The following is a 17,328-nucleotide window of genomic DNA, read 5'->3' as shown; positions in this document are numbered from 1 at the left end:
ATGACATTTATTTTCCACCAGTAAATACAGAGACGATCGCATTCCAAATGGAGACAAAGAAATCCCAAATCTTCTGTAGAAGGTTTTTCCCTTCATCTGATTCTATGAATTTTGTAATCTTGTCTTTTGCTTTATCAATTTGAGATCCGACTTGTTTCCAATCGATATTGATATTTTTCATTTTATCGAAGAGAGAGACAAGTTGATCTTTTTGGTCCTGCGTCAGATTTAAGTTCAAATCAGAAGCGGCTTGATCTACTTTTTCTTCCACTTCTTTTGTTGTTTTAGGAACTCCATTTTTGGCAATGTCATCTTTGATTTTTGCAATCAGGGCAGAAGCATTGTCTTTTCCAATAGAGTCACCCAATTTAGATGTTGTTACAAGCTCTTCGTTAGCCACCTGTTTCACATCTTCGGGAATGGCTTTGTCGCTTGACACTTCATAGGCTTTTAATAAACCTGTCAGTGCTGCTGTGCCAGATACTTCAAACGGCGCCGTCACGACAACCTTTGCATCTTTCACGCCTGCGGTCATTAAAGCATTTAAATACATCTCATCTGTAATGGTCTTAATGTTATGTGTATCCACGGTCAGACCCGCACCTGATTTTTCAATGGTGATGGATGAAGATGATAATGCTCGAGTCCCGATTTGAGAACGAGGGATATACTTTCCTAAATATTCGTGCTCTTCTTTATTGGTTACTTCAATTTTTGTCGCATTTTCAGGTGGATTCAACTCGTCAAGCACCTTCTGGCGATCAGCCGGTGTTAAGTCTTGCCCGAGTGTGACGATGACATCGCCGACAGCTGCATCCGCTAAGCTGACTTTTGGCGCACCAATCAGTAAAAGGAGCGCTGCCATCATACCAAGCATTGTTTTTTTAAACATGTTGACCTCCTTCAAGTCGAAAGCGTTTCTCGATGGTGAGAAACTCATCTTTTGAGTACATGATTTGAATCGTACTCCATCATATAGACGTAACAAATCAGTCTGACGTTTCAATTTTCTTTTAAAGATGTTTGAAACCTCCAATATGATGAAGTGATTTGCTCAGTCTGTGATCATTTCCTTAGGAGAAAAGGATCAAGCTCTTTTATTTTATCAATGATGGCAAAAGAGGTAAATCACATTAGGTAAGCAGGGGATGTTTAACATCACCGAAAATGTGCTATAATGAGCGTTGTTTAACCTGAAAGGAGAATGTGAAAAATGGCGAAAAAAGGATACATACAATTAACGAATGGAAAGAAAATTGAGTTTGAACTTTACCCAGAGGCTGCTCCAGGTACAGTAGCAAACTTTGAAAAATTAGCGAATGAAGGCTTCTACGACGGATTGAAATTCCACCGCGTGATCCCAGGGTTCGTAAGCCAAGGCGGCGATCCGAACGGTAATGGAACTGGAGGACCTGGTTACACAATTAAATGTGAAACAGAAGGAAACCCTCATCAGCACGAGAGAGGTTCATTATCAATGGCACACGCTGGTAAAGATACTGGCGGCAGCCAATTCTTTATCGTACATGACCCACAGCCGCACTTAAACGGTGTTCACACTGTTTTTGGCAAAGTAACATCTGGTATCGAAGCTGTTCTTGATATGGAACAAGGACAAGGCATGGAAAAAGTCGAAGTGATCGATGCTTAATCCAAAACACCGCTTAATTGCGGTGTTTTTTTATTTTACATCTGATGTTCCTGTGATCTGTGCCGTGAAGCGGTAGGTGATCATCCAATATAAAAGGGCTAAGGCGCTGATTGAGGCTCCAAATAGACATACCCCATTCCAGCCAGCGTTTGCGTATATGTTAGTTGATACAATAGAACCGAGCGCACTGCCGAGGGAATAAAAAATCATATAAGCAGCAGTCAGCCGGCTTCTCGCCTCAGGCCGGACCATGAAAATCATACTTTGATTGGTCACATGAACGGCCTGCACAGATAGGTCAAGAATGATGATACCAACGATTAATAAAATGAGGGAATATTCAGTGAAAAAAATAAAACACCATGAAAAGAGTAATAGGACAAGGGCGATGCACGTTGTTAACTGTCCTAAGCCTCGATCAGCAAGGCTTCCAGCTCGAGCGGCACCTAATGCTCCGGCAACTCCAGCAAGGCCAAATGCACCAATCGCCGTATGTGACAGATTGTATGGCGTAGTGCTGAGAGGCAGCACAAGTGAAGTCCACAGCGTGCCAAACACAACAAAGATCAGAAAACCCAGTACGCCACGAATACGTAGAATTCGTTCTTGTCTGAACAATATAAACATTGAAGCGAGCAAGTTCACATAGGATATGGAGACTCTCTTGCTGTCAGCACGCGGAAGATACCGGTACAACACGCCAGTAATGATCAGCATCATCACGCCGGAAACGAGATAGACTGATCTCCAGCCGGCGAGATCGGTTAGTACACCAGCAAACGTTCGTGCGAGAAGAATACCAATCACAATTCCACTTTGAACCAAGCCCACTATGCGGCCACGTTCTTCAGGAGCGGCCCATGTCGCTGCGAATGCTACGAGTACCTGAGTGACTACAGCAAGCAGTCCCACCGCAGCTAGTCCTATGAATAGGACGGTGGCGGTAGGGGCGATACCGACTAGAATGAGAGATAACACGGAAACTAGCATTTGAGCTACGATGAGCCGCCGTTGGTTGAACAGATCACCAAGTGGTACGATCAGTAGCAGTCCTAGCGCATAACAAAGCTGAGTAATCGTAATGACCATACCAATGGATGAATAACTGATACCAAACTCGGATGCGAGAGAGTCTAATAATGGCTGTGCAAAGTATATGTTTGCAACTGCCATCCCGGAGGCTGTCGCAAACAGTAGAGCCATATTGCGAGTCATCGTTGATCGGGTGTTTATTTGTAAATGAGTTGTTTCCAGATCAGAATGTTCAACGGCATTCATTTTTTCTTTTTTCATGCATGTCAGCAGCTCCTTTTGTACTGAAAAGTATAATATACTGATTGGTATAAAATGATTCCTGTTAAGGATAACCAGAGAAACGTTTTAAAGTCAAGATGATGTAGTGAAGATCTAGTCAATTTGACAATGATATGTCAATAAAATAAAATGATAATATACCGATGAGTAAAAAACGTTATAAGAAATAGATGATTGATTTAGTGAAGAGATTTTTATGATAGAAATGAGGGTTGATAATGGTTCGACAACGGGAATTTGATGAGGAAAAAGCGTTAGATGAGGCCTTGTTGCTTTTTTGGGAGAAGGGGTACAGAGCGACTACATTAAGCGACTTAACTGCAAAAATGGGAATACAGCGGCCAAGCTTATACTCAGCGTTCGGTGATAAAGAGGAATTGTTTGAAGCAGCATTACGCAAATATACAACTCAGCATGCTGCCCACATTCGAACAAAACTTCAAAACAATCTATCTGTAAAGGAAGCATTTCATACATTATTTGCTGAATTAGTAGAAGAGGAATATGGACATGGGCCGAGTAAAGGGTGCTTCTGCATCAATACAATAGTCGAGCTTGCCCCACACGAAGAGAAGTTTGAAATTCTCACAAGAGAGCATCAGATGTATCTTTCGGTCATTTTTGAAGAAAAAATTGTACAAGGTATTCGCTCGGGTGAGCTCGAAAGCAGTCTGAATGCCAAAGCCTTAGCACAGGCGCTGGTTGTTTCTTTTATTGGACTTACAGTTCTCATGAAATCTCGCCCAGAGCGTTCATTTGTAGATCATTCTGTAGCGACGATCCTATCCATATTGAAATAAATAGTCTATATAAAGAAAGCGTATTTTGATCCATTGATTAAAACACGCTTTTTCTTTTAGGGTGTGATGGACACGTTTTTGTGATATGATAAGAGAACAAACATTCGTATTCGTGAGTGTCACCATATGTAGCTCTAAAAATAAGTGGAAGTGCACATCTAAAAAGCGTGTGATCATGCTGAAAGAAAGCAGGAGATACTTTGAAACCATTAACAAAAGAAGAAAAAAACCAGATGATGATTGCTATTCAACGTTACTTTGCCGAAGAACGAGAAGAGGAGATTGGTGAATTAGCAGCCATCAATCTATTAGAATTTATCACAAAACATCTTGGAAGCTACTATTATAATCAAGGGGTTCGTGACAGCCGAAATATCGCTGTTCAAAGATCTCAATTGTTAGAGGAAGATCTATTCGCATTAGAGAAAAGAATATAATCAAAAAGCTCGTCTTTCTTGTTTACCCTGCTAACAGATAAAGAGGAAAAAAGACCCCCTTAATAAAGAACGCATATTCGTATCATATGTAATGATGAAAAGGTGGAACCAAAAGTCCATTTGAATCGTTATATAAGTAACCATTAATGAAAATCAGCTTTTTTGGTTTTATTTCATCAAAAGAAGGAATAGAACATACAAATAGGCGAAGTGCAGATGATGGAGGTTCTAAATATGGGGAAAATCAAATTAAAAATCGCAATCTTATTTGTTTTACTGCTTTGTTTAGGCGCAGGTTATTTATACATGAATGGCATGAAAATTGAAGATGTGCCAACAGCCATTGGCGAAAGCTTAACAAATAATGACAAAGATTACACAATCTATGAATATACCATTACAAAAATTGATGGTGATGAGTATTACGGTCAAGCCAAAAATGGCACGAAAATCATTTTTAACGGGAAGAAATTTGAAGATGATGTGGCCGATCTGAAAAAAGGCGATCGTATTAAAGCATACTTTAGTAATGAAAAAAGAATAGACGGTCTTATAAAAGTAGTAAAAGTCGTCAATTAACAAGTCTCCTTTCCTATAGGGAGGCTTTTTTATGAATAAGTGAATAAATCTTGATTGTTGCATTTGACCACAAGGATCGCTATAATAGCCCCTAAGGACAGCTAAATATCGATTGTATCCTTCGGGGCAGGGTGAAAATCCCGACCGACGGTAATAAAGCAAATGCTTTACAGCCCGTGACCCGTTAATTTATTAACGGTTGATTCAGTGAGAAGCTGAAGCCGACAGTGAAAGTCTGGATGGGAGAAGGATAACGAAAGCTATGTATGAACAAAAAATATGTGTTGATCATAGTTTTATTTCTAATGCAAAAAAACCACAGCCCCGGAATTTTTCCGGGGCTTTCTGTATGTCAATATAGTCATCGCATGCAGTGTTTATTAAGTGATCCCTCATCTTGTATGGACCATAAAAAGCGACGAAGGTGTTCAATCGATCACATGTCCCAAACATCGCTTTTTCATAAAGTGAGAAATACAAAAGAAAGAGAAAGGGAGGATCACATGTTTACGGGGATTATTGAAGAAGTGGGTACAGTTCAGTCATTGAGCAAAAGATCCGCAGATGCCATGGAAATCATCATCAAGTGCAGTCGTGTACTAGAAGATGTTCACCTAGGCGATAGTATCGCCATCAATGGCGTTTGTCTCACTGTCACAAGCTTCACAAAAGAACAGTTTGCGGCAGATGTGATGCCTGAGACGGTCAAAGCGACATCACTTGATCAGCTTGCGCCAGGTAGCCAAGTGAATTTAGAGCGAGCGATGTCATCAAATGGACGATTCGGCGGTCATTTTGTTTCAGGCCATGTTGATGGAACGGCTGTGATTACCCGTGTAGAAAAGAAGAGTAATGCCATTTACTATGATTTGAAAATGGACAAGACCCTCACAGATATGCTCACAAAAAAGGGATCGATCGCAATAGACGGCGTCAGCTTGACTATTTTCGATTTGCGAGATGCTCATGTGACAGTTTCTATCATTCCACATACGCTTGAAGGAACTATTTTCCCGACTAAATCTATGGGGGATGTAGTAAATATTGAATGTGACATGATCGGTAAATACATTTATCGCTTTTTAACAAAAGAGCAAAACGAAAAGCAGCCATCACGATTAACCCCATCATTTTTAAAAGAGCACGGATTCTAGGAGGCGATTGTATGTATCATTCAGTTGATGAGGCAGTAAATGCCCTGAAACGAGGAGAAATGATTATCGTAGTAGATGATGAAGACAGAGAAAATGAAGGAGACTTTGTGGCACTTGCTGAGCATGCAACGCCGGAAGTCATTAACTTCATGGCTTTACATGGAAGAGGTCTTATTTGCACACCAGTTCATGCCTCGATTGCGAAACACTTGGATCTGCATCCCATGGTCGAGCGAAATACGGATGCACATCATACAGCATTTACAGTGAGCATCGACCATACGTCAACGACAACTGGTATAAGTGCTTTTGAGCGCTCAACGACCATTTTGGCCATGTTAAATAAAGAGTCAAAACCAGAAGATTTTGCCCGCCCAGGTCATGTTTTCCCTCTTATTGCGAAAGAGGGAGGCGTAGTAGAAAGACCAGGTCATACAGAAGCGGCCGTTGATCTTGCTAAACTTGCGGGTTCAGTGCCAGCGGGTGTCATATGTGAAATTATGAATGCAGATGGAACCATGGCCCGCGTACCCGAACTGCAAAAAATTCAAAAAGAACACGATTTAAAGATGCTGACGATTGAAGCATTGCAGGCATATATAAACAAGCAAACAACGACAATGAAAACAAAATAAAAATCACAAAAAAGGATGATGAACATATGAATACAATACAAGGGAATGTAGTAGCAGAAGGATTAAAGTTTGGAATCGTCGTCGCTAGATTTAATGATTTTATTACAAGTAAATTGCTAGATGGAGCAGAAGATACATTGCTCAGACACGGAGCAAACGGTGACGATATTGATGTCGTGTGGGTGCCAGGGGCTTTTGAAATTCCGTATATGGCAAAAAAACTAGCAGAAACAAAAAAATATGATGCAGTCATTACACTTGGAACCGTGATTCGCGGGGCAACATCCCATTACGATTATGTTTGTAATGAAGCGGCTAAAGGAATCGCACAAAGTGCCATCTCAACAGGGGTGCCGATTATCTTTGGTGTACTGACAACAGAATCTATTGAACAAGCCATTGAAAGAGCCGGTACAAAGGCTGGAAATAAAGGCAGTGAATCGGCTGCAGCTGCTATTGAAATGGCCAACCTAAATCGAACGTTTCGTTAATTTGATGAAAAAGAGTTTAAAAACAACCTAAAAGTGTTTATAATGTGTGATGAGCAAGTGATTCATAAGACATTTGCTGGAAAATAGGATAATTTTAATATTGAGGGGTATATATGTTAATTCGTTACAAGAGGTCTTTTGAAAAAATTGCCATGGGACTCCTGTCCTTTATGCCGGGTGAGAAAGACGTCAAACAGCTTCAGCAGACGATAAAGTCGTATGAAATGGATGAAGATCGGCAGCTGTTCCTTTGGAAAGATGGTGAGGATATCGTCGGTGCGATTGGTGTGCTGAAAACAGACGACCAAGTACAAATCGAACATATTAGTGTCAATCCGTCCCATCGTGACCAAGGCATCGGCAAGGAAATGGTATTAGCCGTGGAAGAAGTATTCAAAACGAAAACGCTCATTCCAAATGAATTAACGCAAGGCTTTTTTCATAAGTGTCACAGTGAAACAAACTAAATATCACACATGTAAAAGCAGAGGTTATATGTCTCTGCTTTAGATTGTTGACAAAGGGCTAAAATGAACTTTATTTTAGCCCTTTGTCTTCTTTTCAGCGTGATAGAAAACCTTTGCAGCCCTAGGAAGGACGAGTACTGGAGCGGAGCGAATTCGATATTCGTGAGCACCGGCACGCAGGACTGACACCGAATGCGAGGGTTTGTCTACACGCTGAAGCAGAGGTTATATGCCTCTGCTTTTTTTACGTTCCATCTGCTTTTCACGTTCAAGCAATACGTCCGTTCGATCACGCAGTCTATGCTTTTCAATTAAGAATGTATGGGATAAGTTGCTCTCCTGTCCGAAGGTTAAGCCTTCTTTTTGGGCCATCTCTTGGCATAAAGAAAGAAGCGTTTCATCTCGGATTGGCAGCATCACACTTTCGTAGGGCATGTCTTCATCGATTTTCTTTTTCAGTGTTCTCAGCAGCAAAAGAAATGCCTCTTCATCAAGACCTAATTCTGTTAGTATGTTCCGGTCCGAATCTAATATATGAAGGCTGTTTGAAATCAGCCGTTTTGCTCCTTTTCCATTCCCTCGTCTTTGATGATACAAAGCAACAGCAAGCTGAATGAGACCCACCCAGTACTTTTTGCGCTGATGAGGAGGATCTTCTTTCCAAAATTCTTCAAGAATTTCATGACACTCAAAATAATCTCTTGTCGTATGAAATTCATGTAAAAAAGCCACGTACGCTTTAGGATACACAGCGGTCAACTCCTTTTCCACTATCAGTCTAACATACCGAAAAGAAAAGAAGAAAGAGCGCCCCTTTATGAAAGGACGCTCTGTTTCTTTAATAAACCCAAGCCGCGCCAACGATGATCAGCAAGATGAACAGCACAACAATAAGCGCAAATCCTCCGCCGAAGTAATAACCATCTCCCATAATGTTACGGCCTCCTTTTTCATCAGTTCTGATTACAATGGTATTCTATGTATAAATGCCCTCATTGGTATGGGCGAATCCGCTGTTTTTCTTTTTTTGCCTGCTGCCTCATGGTCGAAATTATATTGGACGAGAGCTTTATCGTGTCTTATACTAAAGGTTAGCCGATGAAAACGGTACTTAGAAGACAGTAGAAATGGTGAGAAAAGAATGCTGGAATATCAGGTGAAAATAGATTCGTTTGAGGGTCCTTTGGACTTGCTTTTACATTTAATTAACCGTTTGGAAATTGATATTTATGATATTCCCGTCGCTAAAATTACGGAGCAGTATTTATTATATGTCCACACGATGAGGGAGCTTGAACTGGATGTTGCAAGTGAGTATTTGGTGATGGCTGCAACCCTCCTGAGCATTAAAAGCAGAATGCTTCTCCCAAAACAAGAGGAAGAGCTGTTTGATGAAGACCTGATGGAAGAAGAAGAGGACCCTCGTGATGAGCTGATTGGCAAATTAATTGAATACCGCAAGTATAAAAATGCAGCGCAAGAACTGAAGGAACGTGAAGAAGAGCGGCAAAACGCCTTCACAAAACCACCAAGTGATTTAAGTGAATTTGCAAAAGAAGCAGAAGCGAAGGACACAAACTTACACGTCACGGTGTATGATATGTTAGGTGCGTTCCAAAAGGTATTGAACCGCAAAAAAATAACAAAACCAGCACCATCAAAGATTACAAGACAAGAAATCCCAATTGAAGACAAAATGAATGAGATTATGAACCATTTAAGAAAAACAAAAAAGCGGACCAATTTCATGACTTTATTTCAACATGATCAAAAGGAACACCTTGTCGTGACGTTTCTTGCTGTTCTCGAATTGATGAAAAGCCATCAAATCATGCTGGAGCAGGAAGGAAACTTTGAAGATATTTATATCATAGGGAGTGAAACGATTCATGACGCTTGATATCGTGAATTGGAAAGCCATCTTAGAAGCGCTGCTATATGCAGCAGGTGACGAAGGCTTAACAAGAAAACAGCTCATGTCTGTTCTTGAAGTTGATGAGGCAGCGTTGCTTGATATTATGTCTGCCGTAAAGGAAGAATATCAAAAACAAGAACGAGGGATTGAGCTTATTGAATATGCAGATTCATATATGCTGCTGACGAAAAAAGAATACAGCGTATATTTAAAAAAATTAGTAGAGACACCATCGAAAGGTTTGTCACAGGCAGCGCTAGAAGTGCTCGCCATTGTCTCGTATAAACAACCGATTACACGCAGCGAAGTCGAGGAGATCAGAGGCGTTAAATCAGAACGAGTGCTGCATAGTTTAGTGGCCAAAGCACTGCTCTGTGAAGTAGGACGTGCCGATGGACCGGGACGAGCGATCCTTTATGGGACAACACCTACCTTTTTAGAGCAATTTGGTTTAAAAGCCTTAGATGAATTACCGCCACTTCCAGAGAATGTGGAAGCAGATGGGGTGCAAGAAGAGGCTGATCTCTTTTTTGAAAACTTCAATCAAACATTTGAAGAGATAAAATAGTTCAAAATAAGGAAAAATGTATGATAAAATATAACAAAGATTTTAGGTCTAAAACCTTTGTTTGAAAGATAAAATGGTGACAAAGCCATGAGGGGAAGGTAAACACGAAACAAATGGCACATATGAATGTAAAGGCTCAAGTTGATCAAGCAGGCGTTTTTTTATCAAAGGTTGCAGTTGAAGTGAATGATTTTCTGAACGAAGCTACCTTATCAAGCTTGAAACGATTAAACCCGGAAGCGGAAGCCTATTATTGTGACATATTAAGTACATTGCGGAAGCTTGCAGTTTATAGCGAGGATGCCGCAGCGGTTTGCAGGAAAATCGGGCAGCAGCAGACATTCCCGCAGCAAGCCGCACAGCAGACGCTTCATCGTATTTATCATCAATGTATTGAAGAATTTTTTACGCCAAAAAAGGATACATGGTATGAAGATAGCCGTTCAGCCTATACAGGAAAAAGCTGCATTGTTTTCCATCATGAAGTATCGGCTGAAGTCAAACGTTTGTTTTCTTCATTAGAAAAAGAGTTTTTAACGATGAGAGAAGAGCTGGAATATACAACATCTCATCAGCAAATGAAAATGGTATAAAGAAGACAAGGCAACTCTCACATGAGAGTTGCTTTTTTTTATGGACGAGGCATCATAACTTTTTCAGCCGCGCATACACTTGTACAAAACGGACAAGGACGTGAATGAACATGCCCTATTTAAAAATTGGAACAGCAGTCCTTCTTCTATTGACACTCTTACTGCCTTTTTCCTCACACGCTCAAGCAGACATTTCATTATCGGTGAGTGCGAGAAGCGCCATTTTAATAGATGGACAGTCAGGCAGAGTCCTATTTGGAAAGGACGAGCACGAAAAAAGAAGAATCGCCAGTATCACAAAAATTATGACGGCTGTATTAGCCATTGAATCAGGAAAAATGAACGACATGGTCAAAGTGTCAAAACGTGCGATTCAAGCGGAAGGTTCTTCGATCTATTTAAAGGAAGGACAGAAGGTGAGCTTAGAAGACTTGACATACGGGCTCATGCTGCGCTCTGGAAATGATGCAGCTGTTGCCATTGCAGAACATGTTGGTGGCAGCTTAGAAGGCTTTATTTTTATGATGAACCAAAAGGCCTCTGAACTAGGCATGGAGAATACGAATTTTCAAAATCCGCATGGACTCGATGATCATAAAAACCATTATTCATCAGCTTATGATATGGCAATCTTAACGAAATACGCCATGAAGCATCAGCAATATCAAAAAATTGCCGGTACCACCTTTTATAAAGCAAAAACAATCGAAGGTTATTGGAAAAATAAAAACAAGCTGCTCACTGGTTTGTATCAATATTCGACTGGAGGGAAGACAGGATATACAAAACTTGCAAAACGCACACTTGTCTCCACAGCTGCAAAAGGAGATGCTGCGCTCATTGCTGTGACGATTAATGCACCGGATGATTGGAAGGATCATATCTCAATGTTTGAGTATGCATTTGATCACTATAAAACGTATGTGCTTGCTGAAAAAGGCAGGCTCGCTTCGTTAAAAGGGACTTTTTACGAAAAAAAAGCGTTTATTAAGCGGGATGTGGACTATTTTCTAAATGAGGATGAGAAAAAACTAGTGGAAATCGAAACGGAAATGCTGACGCCTGAAAAGAAATGGGAGAAAAACAAAGAAGCGATCCCAGATGTAGTAGGGAAAATGACGTTCTTACTCGATGGTCAGGTGATTGAGCAAGTCCCGATTTTTTATGAAAACAAACGCAACCGAATGCCTCAAAAAAGCTTTCAAGAAATGTTTAAGTCTGTCTTTCAGACATCGATAGGCGGATCTTCATGGTCAATCTGATCTGGGTATTCCTCACGGTCATCGGTCTTGTCTATGCAATGTTTAACGGAACGATGCATGAAGTGAATGAAGCGGTCTTTAAAGGATCAAAAGAAGCGGTCACCATTTCAATTGGGTTGATTAGTGTTCTTGTATTCTGGTTAGGATTGATGAAGATCGCAGAAGAAGCGGGTTTGTTACATTTCTTTAGTAAATTATGCCGGCCCTTTATCTCAAAACTATTTCCTGAGATTCCTGCGAATCATCCAGCAATGGGGTATATTCTATCCAATCTCATGGCGAATTTCTTTGGCCTGGGGAATGCCGCTACACCACTTGGGATTAAGGCGATGGAGCAGATGAAAGTACTAAATGGCGGAAAAAATGAGGCGAGCCGGTCGATGATCACTTTTTTAGCAGTCAATACATCTTCTATCACACTTGTGCCAACGACTGTCATTGCCATTCGTATGACCTATGGCGCAGATCAGCCAACAGATATTGTAGGCCCAACCATTTTGGCGACACTTATTTCAGGTATCGGTGCGATTATGATTGATCGCTATTTCCACTATCGCAGAAGCAGGCGGGGGTGATCTTGTGGCATTTATTAACTGGCTGTCACTTGCTTTGATTCCACTGATCATCGCAGGAATATTGATTGCAGGGACGATTAAAAAAGTACCGACGTACGAAACATTTGTAGAAGGCGGGAAAGAAGGCATTCAAATTGCCTTTTCAATCATTCCATATTTAGTCGGTATGCTAGTCGCCATTACGATTTTCCGTGCATCAGGGGCACTTGACTTTGTCATGGAGTTATTAAAACCTGTGTTTACAGCGATTGGTGTTCCTACAGAAGTGGTGCCGCTTGGGCTTATTCGTCCTATATCAGGAACAGCGGCGCTTGGTATGACATCAGACTTAATTGCGACTTATGGTCCAGATTCTTTTATCGGCAAGCTTGCCGCCGTTATGCAAGGGTCAACGGATACGACCCTTTATATTTTAACTGTCTATTTTGGAGCAGTTGGTATTAAAAAAATGGGAGATGCACTGAAAGTGGGGCTGCTTGCAGACCTGATTGGGATCATTGCATCGATTATTATCGTCAGTTTGTTATTTAGCGGCGCCTAATCAGGTGCTTTTTTTATTTCGTGGATGGAAAACAGCTTTTTTGTTGAAATTAGACAGATGAAACGCTTATTTTTCCACGAATGCTTGTTTGTTTCAAGCCAAGCAAGTAAGATAGTACATGAGGTGAAAGACAAATGGAACGTTTACAGAAAGTAATTGCCCATGCCGGCGTCGCTTCTAGACGAAAGGCTGAAGAATTAATTAAAGAAGGACGAGTTACCGTTAATGGTGAAACAGTGACAGAGCTCGGAGTAAAGGTGGGCTCTTCAGATAAAATTGAAGTCAATGGCTTAAAGCTTGAAAGAGAAGAACCGGTTTACTTTATGCTTTATAAACCGCGCGGCGTCATTTCAGCTGCCGAGGATGATAAAGGACGCAAAGTCGTGACAGACTTCTTTGATGATGTTCCGCAGCGTCTGTATCCAATCGGCCGGTTGGATTATGATACGAGCGGTTTAATTTTGATTACAAATGATGGCGAATTTGCCCATAAGCTCATGCATCCGAAATATCAAATTGATAAAACGTATGCAGCGAAACTAAAAGGCATCCCTTCAAAAGAATTGCTTAGAAAGTTAGAAAAAGGAATCATGTTAGACCATAAAAAAACAGCACCTGCCCGTGCCAAAATGCTTTCGATTGATAAACGAAAGCAAACATGTATTGTGCAATTAACCATCCATGAAGGCAGAAACAGACAGGTTCGTCGCATGTTTGAAGCAATCGGCCACGACGTTTTAAAACTCAAAAGAGAGCAATATGCTTTCCTTCATATTGAAGGCATGAGACCAGGAGATCGCAGAGAATTGACGCCGCATGAAGTAAAACGCCTAAGAGCGATTGCGGATCATGGGAAAAGCGCTTTTTAATTTTCACATAAACTTCAAAAAATGAAGAAGCATCAAAAGAAGGAGAATGCTATAATTTACCTGAATGTCTATGGGGAAGGGGTACTTCAGATGAAGAAAAGACGATTTTTCATACGGACGGGCATTCTCCTCGTGATGCTTGCTGCACTATGTTATACGATGTATAACTCAGTATTTGCCAAACAGGATCAAGTCAAAGAAGGATCTATTGCGCCTAACTTTGTCCTTCAATCGGTAGATGGGGAACGGATTGAATTAAAGGACTTAAAAGGCAAAGGCGTCTTTCTCAATTTTTGGGGTACATGGTGCGGTCCATGTAAGCAGGAATTCCCTTATATGGCAAATCAGTATGAAGTGTTCAAGGATCGCGGTGTCGAAATTGTTGCCGTAAATGTGGGAGAATCCAATATTGCTGTGAAGAATTTTATGGATGCTTATGGCGTGAATTTTCCTGTTGCCATGGACAAAGATCGTCAAGTGACAGAGGCATATGATATTACGCCGCTGCCAACCACATTTTTAATTAATCCTGAAGGCAAAGTAATCAAAGTCATAAAGGGAACGATGACAGAACGTAATGTCTATGAATATATGAATTTGATTAAACCAAAGGGGTCATAGAATGAAAGAGGTAAAGTGCGAGTGTGGACATATTAATCCAATCGGTACTGTTCTATGTGAATCATGCGGGAATCCCATTGCAGCAAAAGAGAAAAATTCATCAAAGCTGCTTGATATGAGATATGACGGCAGTGCAAGACGCTCGCAAACATACAACAAAACGATTGTTGATAAAGTATGGAACTTTTTTTCTTCCGTAAAAGTGGGTGTGTGGCTCATTGTCATCACACTGTTAGCTTCTTCGCTAGGAACTATTTTTCCGCAGGAGCGGTTTATTCCGCCAGGTGCATCAGCTTCCACTTATTATGAGGAGCAATATGGGTCGTTTGGCAAGTTATATTACATCCTTGGATTCCATGATCTTTATAATTCTTGGTGGTTTTTAGCCCTTGTCGCATCTATCGGAATTTCCCTTGTGATTTGCAGCCTTGATCGAGTGATTCCACTTTATCGCGCACTCAAAAATCAAGGGGTTGTCAAAAAAGAAGGCTTTATGAGAAGGCAGCGTCTTTTCAGCGAAACAAATCAAACATTAGATCAACATACATATGAAGGCATCGTTAGTAAAATGAAACAAAAGCGTTACCGCATAAGAGAAGAAGATGGACATATTTTAGCTGAAAAAGGCCGCTTTTCCCGCTGGGGACCTTACGTCAATCATATTGGATTAATTATATTTCTCATTGGCTCCATGCTTCGGTTTGTCCCGGGAATGTACGTGGATGAAACATTATGGGTAAGAGAAGGCGAAACGGCACCAATCCCAGGGACGGGAGGCCAATACTTCTTAAAGAATAATGCGTTTTCAATTGACCGCTATGAATCTGAAAAAGAAAAAGAAGTCTTTGAAAATGCGATTGAAAAGGCTGGCGATGGTCAAGTCGTCAAAAGCTATAAAACCGATGCCGTTTTATACAAACGTGAAGGGGAAGTTGTTTTTGGTGAAAAGCCAAAGCTAAAGCAGGTAACAGAACACGATATTAAAGTGAATGAACCGCTTAAGTTTGACAATTTCTCATTATATCAAGTGGATTTTAAACAAAATGAACTCGATCAAATGGTCTTTCAGCTGATTCGAAAAGATACTGAGAAATCTTTCGGAACAGTGAAGATTAATCTGCTGGAGCCTAAGTCAGAATATGATCTTGGTAGCGGTTACAAAGTCAAGGTAATGAGTTATTTGCCTGATTTTTATTTTGACGAAGATGGCACACCTAGTACGAAAACGAGGAATCCGAATAATCCTGCGTTCGTATTTGAAATGATCTCTCCTGAAAAACCAAAAGGTGAAAAAAGCTTTGTCGCGATTCAAGAGACAGTTGAGGCTTCTGATAACAATCTTTATAAAATGAAATTTGACCGGGTTGAAACAAAAAACGTGACAGGTTTAACGGTTCGAAAAGACTTAACACTCGGGGTACTTATTGTTGGCGGAATCATCTTTATGATCGGTGTCGTACAAGGGATGTACTGGCAGCATAGAAGAATCTGGCTGTCGGCAAAGGATGGAAAAGTATTTGTGGCAGGACATACAAACAAAAACTGGTTCGGCTTAAAGTCTGATCTTAAGGTGTTGCTGCACGACAGTGGCATCAAACAGCCAGTAGATCAAAAAGAACTGCCTGATACAACAAGTATCAGCAAAAGCAAGGGGGAAGGGTTAGATGGCGGCAGTCAGTGAAAACCTGTTATTTGCAGCTTTTCTATTGTATTTAGCGGCAGTTCCTTTTTTTGGAGGGGCCATTAAAGGAAAAAAGAAAGAAGAGGGTCCGCGTAAAAATAAGGCGGCACTTATCGGCATAACGCTCACCATCATCGGTTTTTTGAGTCAATTTGGCTATTTTATTTCAAGGTGGATCGCGTCTGGTCACGCACCAGTCAGTAATCTGTTTGAATTCACCACAGCCTTTGGCATGATGCTGGTGCTCGCATTTATTATTTTATATTTTGTCTATCAAGTGTCTGTGCTAGGTTTATTCACACTTCCAATCGCTTTATTAATCATTGCTTATGCAAGCATGTTTCCATCGGATATTTCACCGCTGATTCCTTCGCTTCAAAGTAATTGGCTATATATTCACGTCACGACAGCGGCGCTTGGTCAAGCCATTTTGGCGATCAGTTTTGTGGCAGGTGTGATTTTTCTTTTGAAGCATGTCGATCAAACAAAACCGGGGAAGAAAACCTTTGGCTTAGAGCTAGTCATGTTTATGATTGTGGTTACTCTTGCATTTATCGCTGTCACGTCCATCTTTAGAATGACAGGGTATGAAGCGAAATTTAATTGGGTAGATAAAAATAAAGAAGAGAGCGTCATGGTCTATGAGCTGCCTGCCTTAGTAGGGCCTCATAAAGGAGAACTTATCACAAAAGATCGTTTAGAGCCTGTAGTTGATCTGCCGCCTGTTTTTTCAGGTAGAAAGGTGAATACAGTGCTGTGGTCATTTGGCGTTGGGCTAATCATTTATGGACTGCTAAGATTGATCATTCGCAAACGACTAAGTGCGCTGCTTCAGCCGCTCGTAAGACAGGTGAATCTCGATTTAGTCGATGAAATTGGGTACAGGGCTGTTTCCATAGGATTCCCTGTATTTGCGTTAGGCGGCCTTATTTTTGCGATGATCTGGGCGCAAATTGCTTGGACGAGATTCTGGGGATGGGACCCGAAGGAAGTATGGGCTTTAATTACATTTTTATTTTACGCCGCCTATCTCCACCTTCGGTTATCACGAGGCTGGCATGGTGAAAAGTCCGCTTGGCTTGCTGTGATCGGATTTGCGATCATTATGTTTAACCTCATCTTTGTCAACCTAGTGATTGCGGGGCTTCATTCTTACGCGTAATCGCATGAAAAAG

The 17,328-nt window shown here is 40.9% G+C and carries 22 protein-coding genes and 1 riboswitch; of the genes, 18 read left to right on the top strand and 4 right to left on the bottom strand.

The features are described 5' to 3' along the window. Positions 1–7: 7 nt before the first annotated feature. The gene (locus NST09_RS10825; RefSeq protein ID WP_060781162.1) at positions 8–892 is read right to left on the bottom strand and encodes a DUF1002 domain-containing protein; all 885 of its coding nucleotides are present in this window, start codon (positions 890–892) and stop codon (positions 8–10) included. Between the two features lie 321 nt (positions 893–1,213). On the opposite strand from NST09_RS10825, the gene NST09_RS10820 reads away from it, so the two are divergent. Next, positions 1,214–1,651: a peptidylprolyl isomerase gene (locus tag NST09_RS10820; RefSeq protein ID WP_007501040.1), complete on the top strand. Its 438-nt coding sequence runs from the start codon at positions 1,214–1,216 to the stop codon at positions 1,649–1,651. A 30-nt stretch (positions 1,652–1,681) separates the two neighbouring features. Here NST09_RS10820 and NST09_RS10815 read toward each other — a convergent pair whose 3' ends face one another. Continuing rightward, positions 1,682–2,944, bottom strand: coding sequence for an MFS transporter (locus NST09_RS10815; protein ID WP_060781161.1), 1,263 nt, complete (start codon positions 2,942–2,944; stop codon positions 1,682–1,684). 239 nt (positions 2,945–3,183) lie between these two features. On the opposite strand from NST09_RS10815, the gene NST09_RS10810 reads away from it, so the two are divergent. The 7 genes from NST09_RS10810 to NST09_RS10780 all read left to right on the top strand — a co-directional run bounded on the left by NST09_RS10810 (position 3,184) and on the right by NST09_RS10780 (position 7,528). After that, positions 3,184–3,765, top strand: coding sequence for a TetR/AcrR family transcriptional regulator (locus NST09_RS10810; RefSeq protein ID WP_017359789.1), 582 nt, complete (start codon positions 3,184–3,186; stop codon positions 3,763–3,765). A 200-nt stretch (positions 3,766–3,965) separates the two neighbouring features. Further along, positions 3,966–4,202 (top strand): DUF2164 domain-containing protein, encoded by a 237-nt coding sequence (locus NST09_RS10805; RefSeq protein ID WP_008344450.1) that lies wholly within the window; start codon positions 3,966–3,968, stop codon positions 4,200–4,202. Positions 4,203–4,436: 234 nt separating this feature from the next. Next, positions 4,437–4,781: a hypothetical protein gene (locus NST09_RS10800; protein ID WP_008344451.1), complete on the top strand. Its 345-nt coding sequence runs from the start codon at positions 4,437–4,439 to the stop codon at positions 4,779–4,781. Positions 4,782–4,894: 113 nt separating this feature from the next. Continuing rightward, positions 4,895–5,036: riboswitch (FMN riboswitch) on the top strand. Between the two features lie 248 nt (positions 5,037–5,284). Continuing rightward, positions 5,285–5,935: a riboflavin synthase gene (ribE, locus tag NST09_RS10795; RefSeq protein WP_026050106.1), complete on the top strand. Its 651-nt coding sequence runs from the start codon at positions 5,285–5,287 to the stop codon at positions 5,933–5,935. Between the two features lie 11 nt (positions 5,936–5,946). Beyond that, on the top strand, positions 5,947–6,570 hold the full coding sequence (gene ribB / locus NST09_RS10790) for a 3,4-dihydroxy-2-butanone-4-phosphate synthase (RefSeq protein ID WP_342493001.1): 624 nt from the start codon (positions 5,947–5,949) through the stop codon (positions 6,568–6,570). 26 nt (positions 6,571–6,596) lie between these two features. Continuing rightward, entirely contained in the window at positions 6,597–7,061 is a 465-nt protein-coding gene (ribE, locus tag NST09_RS10785; RefSeq protein WP_007501031.1) for a 6,7-dimethyl-8-ribityllumazine synthase, read from the top strand. Positions 7,062–7,174: 113 nt separating this feature from the next. After that, positions 7,175–7,528, top strand: a complete 354-nt coding sequence (locus NST09_RS10780) for a GNAT family N-acetyltransferase (protein ID WP_008344455.1) — start codon at positions 7,175–7,177, stop codon at positions 7,526–7,528. A 225-nt stretch (positions 7,529–7,753) separates the two neighbouring features. Here the strand turns inward: NST09_RS10780 and NST09_RS10775 are convergent, their stop codons facing one another. Then, positions 7,754–8,278, bottom strand: a complete 525-nt coding sequence (locus NST09_RS10775) for a DUF309 domain-containing protein (protein WP_017359784.1) — start codon at positions 8,276–8,278, stop codon at positions 7,754–7,756. A gap of 88 nt (positions 8,279–8,366) precedes the next feature. Next, positions 8,367–8,459 carry a YjcZ family sporulation protein gene (locus tag NST09_RS10770; protein ID WP_008359694.1) on the bottom strand — a complete coding sequence of 31 codons (93 nt, stop codon included), beginning with the start codon at positions 8,457–8,459 and terminating at the stop codon, positions 8,367–8,369. 210 nt (positions 8,460–8,669) lie between these two features. Between NST09_RS10770 and NST09_RS10765 the strand changes: the two genes are divergently transcribed. The 10 genes from NST09_RS10765 to ccsB all read left to right on the top strand — a co-directional run bounded on the left by NST09_RS10765 (position 8,670) and on the right by ccsB (position 17,315). Then, the gene (locus NST09_RS10765) at positions 8,670–9,428 is read left to right on the top strand and encodes a segregation/condensation protein A (RefSeq protein ID WP_007501021.1); all 759 of its coding nucleotides are present in this window, start codon (positions 8,670–8,672) and stop codon (positions 9,426–9,428) included. Then, positions 9,418–10,011 (top strand): SMC-Scp complex subunit ScpB, encoded by a 594-nt coding sequence (gene scpB, locus NST09_RS10760; RefSeq protein WP_008344462.1) that lies wholly within the window; start codon positions 9,418–9,420, stop codon positions 10,009–10,011. Before NST09_RS10765 ends, scpB begins: the two co-directional genes overlap by 11 nt. Before the next feature lie 113 nt (positions 10,012–10,124). Continuing rightward, on the top strand, positions 10,125–10,604 hold the full coding sequence (locus tag NST09_RS10755; RefSeq protein ID WP_019743086.1) for a YpuI family protein: 480 nt from the start codon (positions 10,125–10,127) through the stop codon (positions 10,602–10,604). A gap of 110 nt (positions 10,605–10,714) precedes the next feature. Next, positions 10,715–11,866 carry a D-alanyl-D-alanine carboxypeptidase family protein gene (locus tag NST09_RS10750; RefSeq protein ID WP_019743085.1) on the top strand — a complete coding sequence of 384 codons (1,152 nt, stop codon included), beginning with the start codon at positions 10,715–10,717 and terminating at the stop codon, positions 11,864–11,866. Then, the gene (locus tag NST09_RS10745; protein ID WP_008344468.1) at positions 11,854–12,441 is read left to right on the top strand and encodes a nucleoside recognition domain-containing protein; all 588 of its coding nucleotides are present in this window, start codon (positions 11,854–11,856) and stop codon (positions 12,439–12,441) included. The genes NST09_RS10750 and NST09_RS10745 overlap by 13 nt, the downstream gene beginning before the upstream one ends. 4 nt (positions 12,442–12,445) lie before the next feature. Continuing rightward, a complete protein-coding gene (locus NST09_RS10740; protein ID WP_017367522.1) occupies positions 12,446–12,982 on the top strand; it encodes a spore maturation protein in 537 nt (178 codons plus the stop codon). A 134-nt stretch (positions 12,983–13,116) separates the two neighbouring features. Then, entirely contained in the window at positions 13,117–13,851 is a 735-nt protein-coding gene (gene rluB, locus NST09_RS10735; RefSeq protein ID WP_008344472.1) for a 23S rRNA pseudouridine(2605) synthase RluB, read from the top strand. 90 nt (positions 13,852–13,941) lie between these two features. Continuing rightward, the gene (locus tag NST09_RS10730; protein ID WP_008344474.1) at positions 13,942–14,472 is read left to right on the top strand and encodes a thiol-disulfide oxidoreductase ResA; all 531 of its coding nucleotides are present in this window, start codon (positions 13,942–13,944) and stop codon (positions 14,470–14,472) included. A gap of 1 nt (position 14,473) precedes the next feature. Next, on the top strand, positions 14,474–16,153 hold the full coding sequence (locus NST09_RS10725; protein WP_116307094.1) for a cytochrome c biogenesis protein ResB: 1,680 nt from the start codon (positions 14,474–14,476) through the stop codon (positions 16,151–16,153). Beyond that, the gene (ccsB, locus tag NST09_RS10720) at positions 16,137–17,315 is read left to right on the top strand and encodes a c-type cytochrome biogenesis protein CcsB (RefSeq protein WP_017359778.1); all 1,179 of its coding nucleotides are present in this window, start codon (positions 16,137–16,139) and stop codon (positions 17,313–17,315) included. Before NST09_RS10725 ends, ccsB begins: the two co-directional genes overlap by 17 nt. Positions 17,316–17,328 lie beyond the last annotated feature (13 nt).

Source organism: Bacillus sp. FSL W7-1346, from assembly GCF_038593335.1.
Lineage (GTDB): Bacteria > Bacillota > Bacilli > Bacillales > Bacillaceae > Bacillus > Bacillus altitudinis.
This window is presented reverse-complemented; position numbering and strand designations above follow the sequence as displayed.

Bases quoted from the DNA above. Each gene is read 5' to 3' on its own strand.
- NST09_RS10825 (WP_060781162.1), bottom strand. From the start codon at position 892: ATGTTTAAAAAAACAATGCTTGGTATGATGGCAGCGCTCCTTTTACTG.
- NST09_RS10820 (WP_007501040.1), top strand. From the start codon at position 1,214: ATGGCGAAAAAAGGATACATACAATTAACGAATGGAAAGAAAATTGAG.
- NST09_RS10815 (WP_060781161.1), bottom strand. From the start codon at position 2,944: ATGAAAAAAGAAAAAATGAATGCCGTTGAACATTCTGATCTGGAAACA.
- NST09_RS10810 (WP_017359789.1), top strand. From the start codon at position 3,184: ATGGTTCGACAACGGGAATTTGATGAGGAAAAAGCGTTAGATGAGGCC.
- NST09_RS10800 (WP_008344451.1), top strand. From the start codon at position 4,437: ATGGGGAAAATCAAATTAAAAATCGCAATCTTATTTGTTTTACTGCTT.
- ribE (WP_026050106.1), top strand. From the start codon at position 5,285: ATGTTTACGGGGATTATTGAAGAAGTGGGTACAGTTCAGTCATTGAGC.
- ribB (WP_342493001.1), top strand. From the start codon at position 5,947: ATGTATCATTCAGTTGATGAGGCAGTAAATGCCCTGAAACGAGGAGAA.
- ribE (WP_007501031.1), top strand. From the start codon at position 6,597: ATGAATACAATACAAGGGAATGTAGTAGCAGAAGGATTAAAGTTTGGA.
- NST09_RS10780 (WP_008344455.1), top strand. From the start codon at position 7,175: ATGTTAATTCGTTACAAGAGGTCTTTTGAAAAAATTGCCATGGGACTC.
- NST09_RS10770 (WP_008359694.1), bottom strand. From the start codon at position 8,459: ATGGGAGATGGTTATTACTTCGGCGGAGGATTTGCGCTTATTGTTGTG.
- NST09_RS10765 (WP_007501021.1), top strand. From the start codon at position 8,670: ATGCTGGAATATCAGGTGAAAATAGATTCGTTTGAGGGTCCTTTGGAC.
- scpB (WP_008344462.1), top strand. From the start codon at position 9,418: ATGACGCTTGATATCGTGAATTGGAAAGCCATCTTAGAAGCGCTGCTA.
- NST09_RS10755 (WP_019743086.1), top strand. From the start codon at position 10,125: ATGGCACATATGAATGTAAAGGCTCAAGTTGATCAAGCAGGCGTTTTT.
- NST09_RS10750 (WP_019743085.1), top strand. From the start codon at position 10,715: ATGCCCTATTTAAAAATTGGAACAGCAGTCCTTCTTCTATTGACACTC.
- NST09_RS10745 (WP_008344468.1), top strand. From the start codon at position 11,854: ATGGTCAATCTGATCTGGGTATTCCTCACGGTCATCGGTCTTGTCTAT.
- rluB (WP_008344472.1), top strand. From the start codon at position 13,117: ATGGAACGTTTACAGAAAGTAATTGCCCATGCCGGCGTCGCTTCTAGA.
- NST09_RS10730 (WP_008344474.1), top strand. From the start codon at position 13,942: ATGAAGAAAAGACGATTTTTCATACGGACGGGCATTCTCCTCGTGATG.
- NST09_RS10725 (WP_116307094.1), top strand. From the start codon at position 14,474: ATGAAAGAGGTAAAGTGCGAGTGTGGACATATTAATCCAATCGGTACT.
- ccsB (WP_017359778.1), top strand. From the start codon at position 16,137: ATGGCGGCAGTCAGTGAAAACCTGTTATTTGCAGCTTTTCTATTGTAT.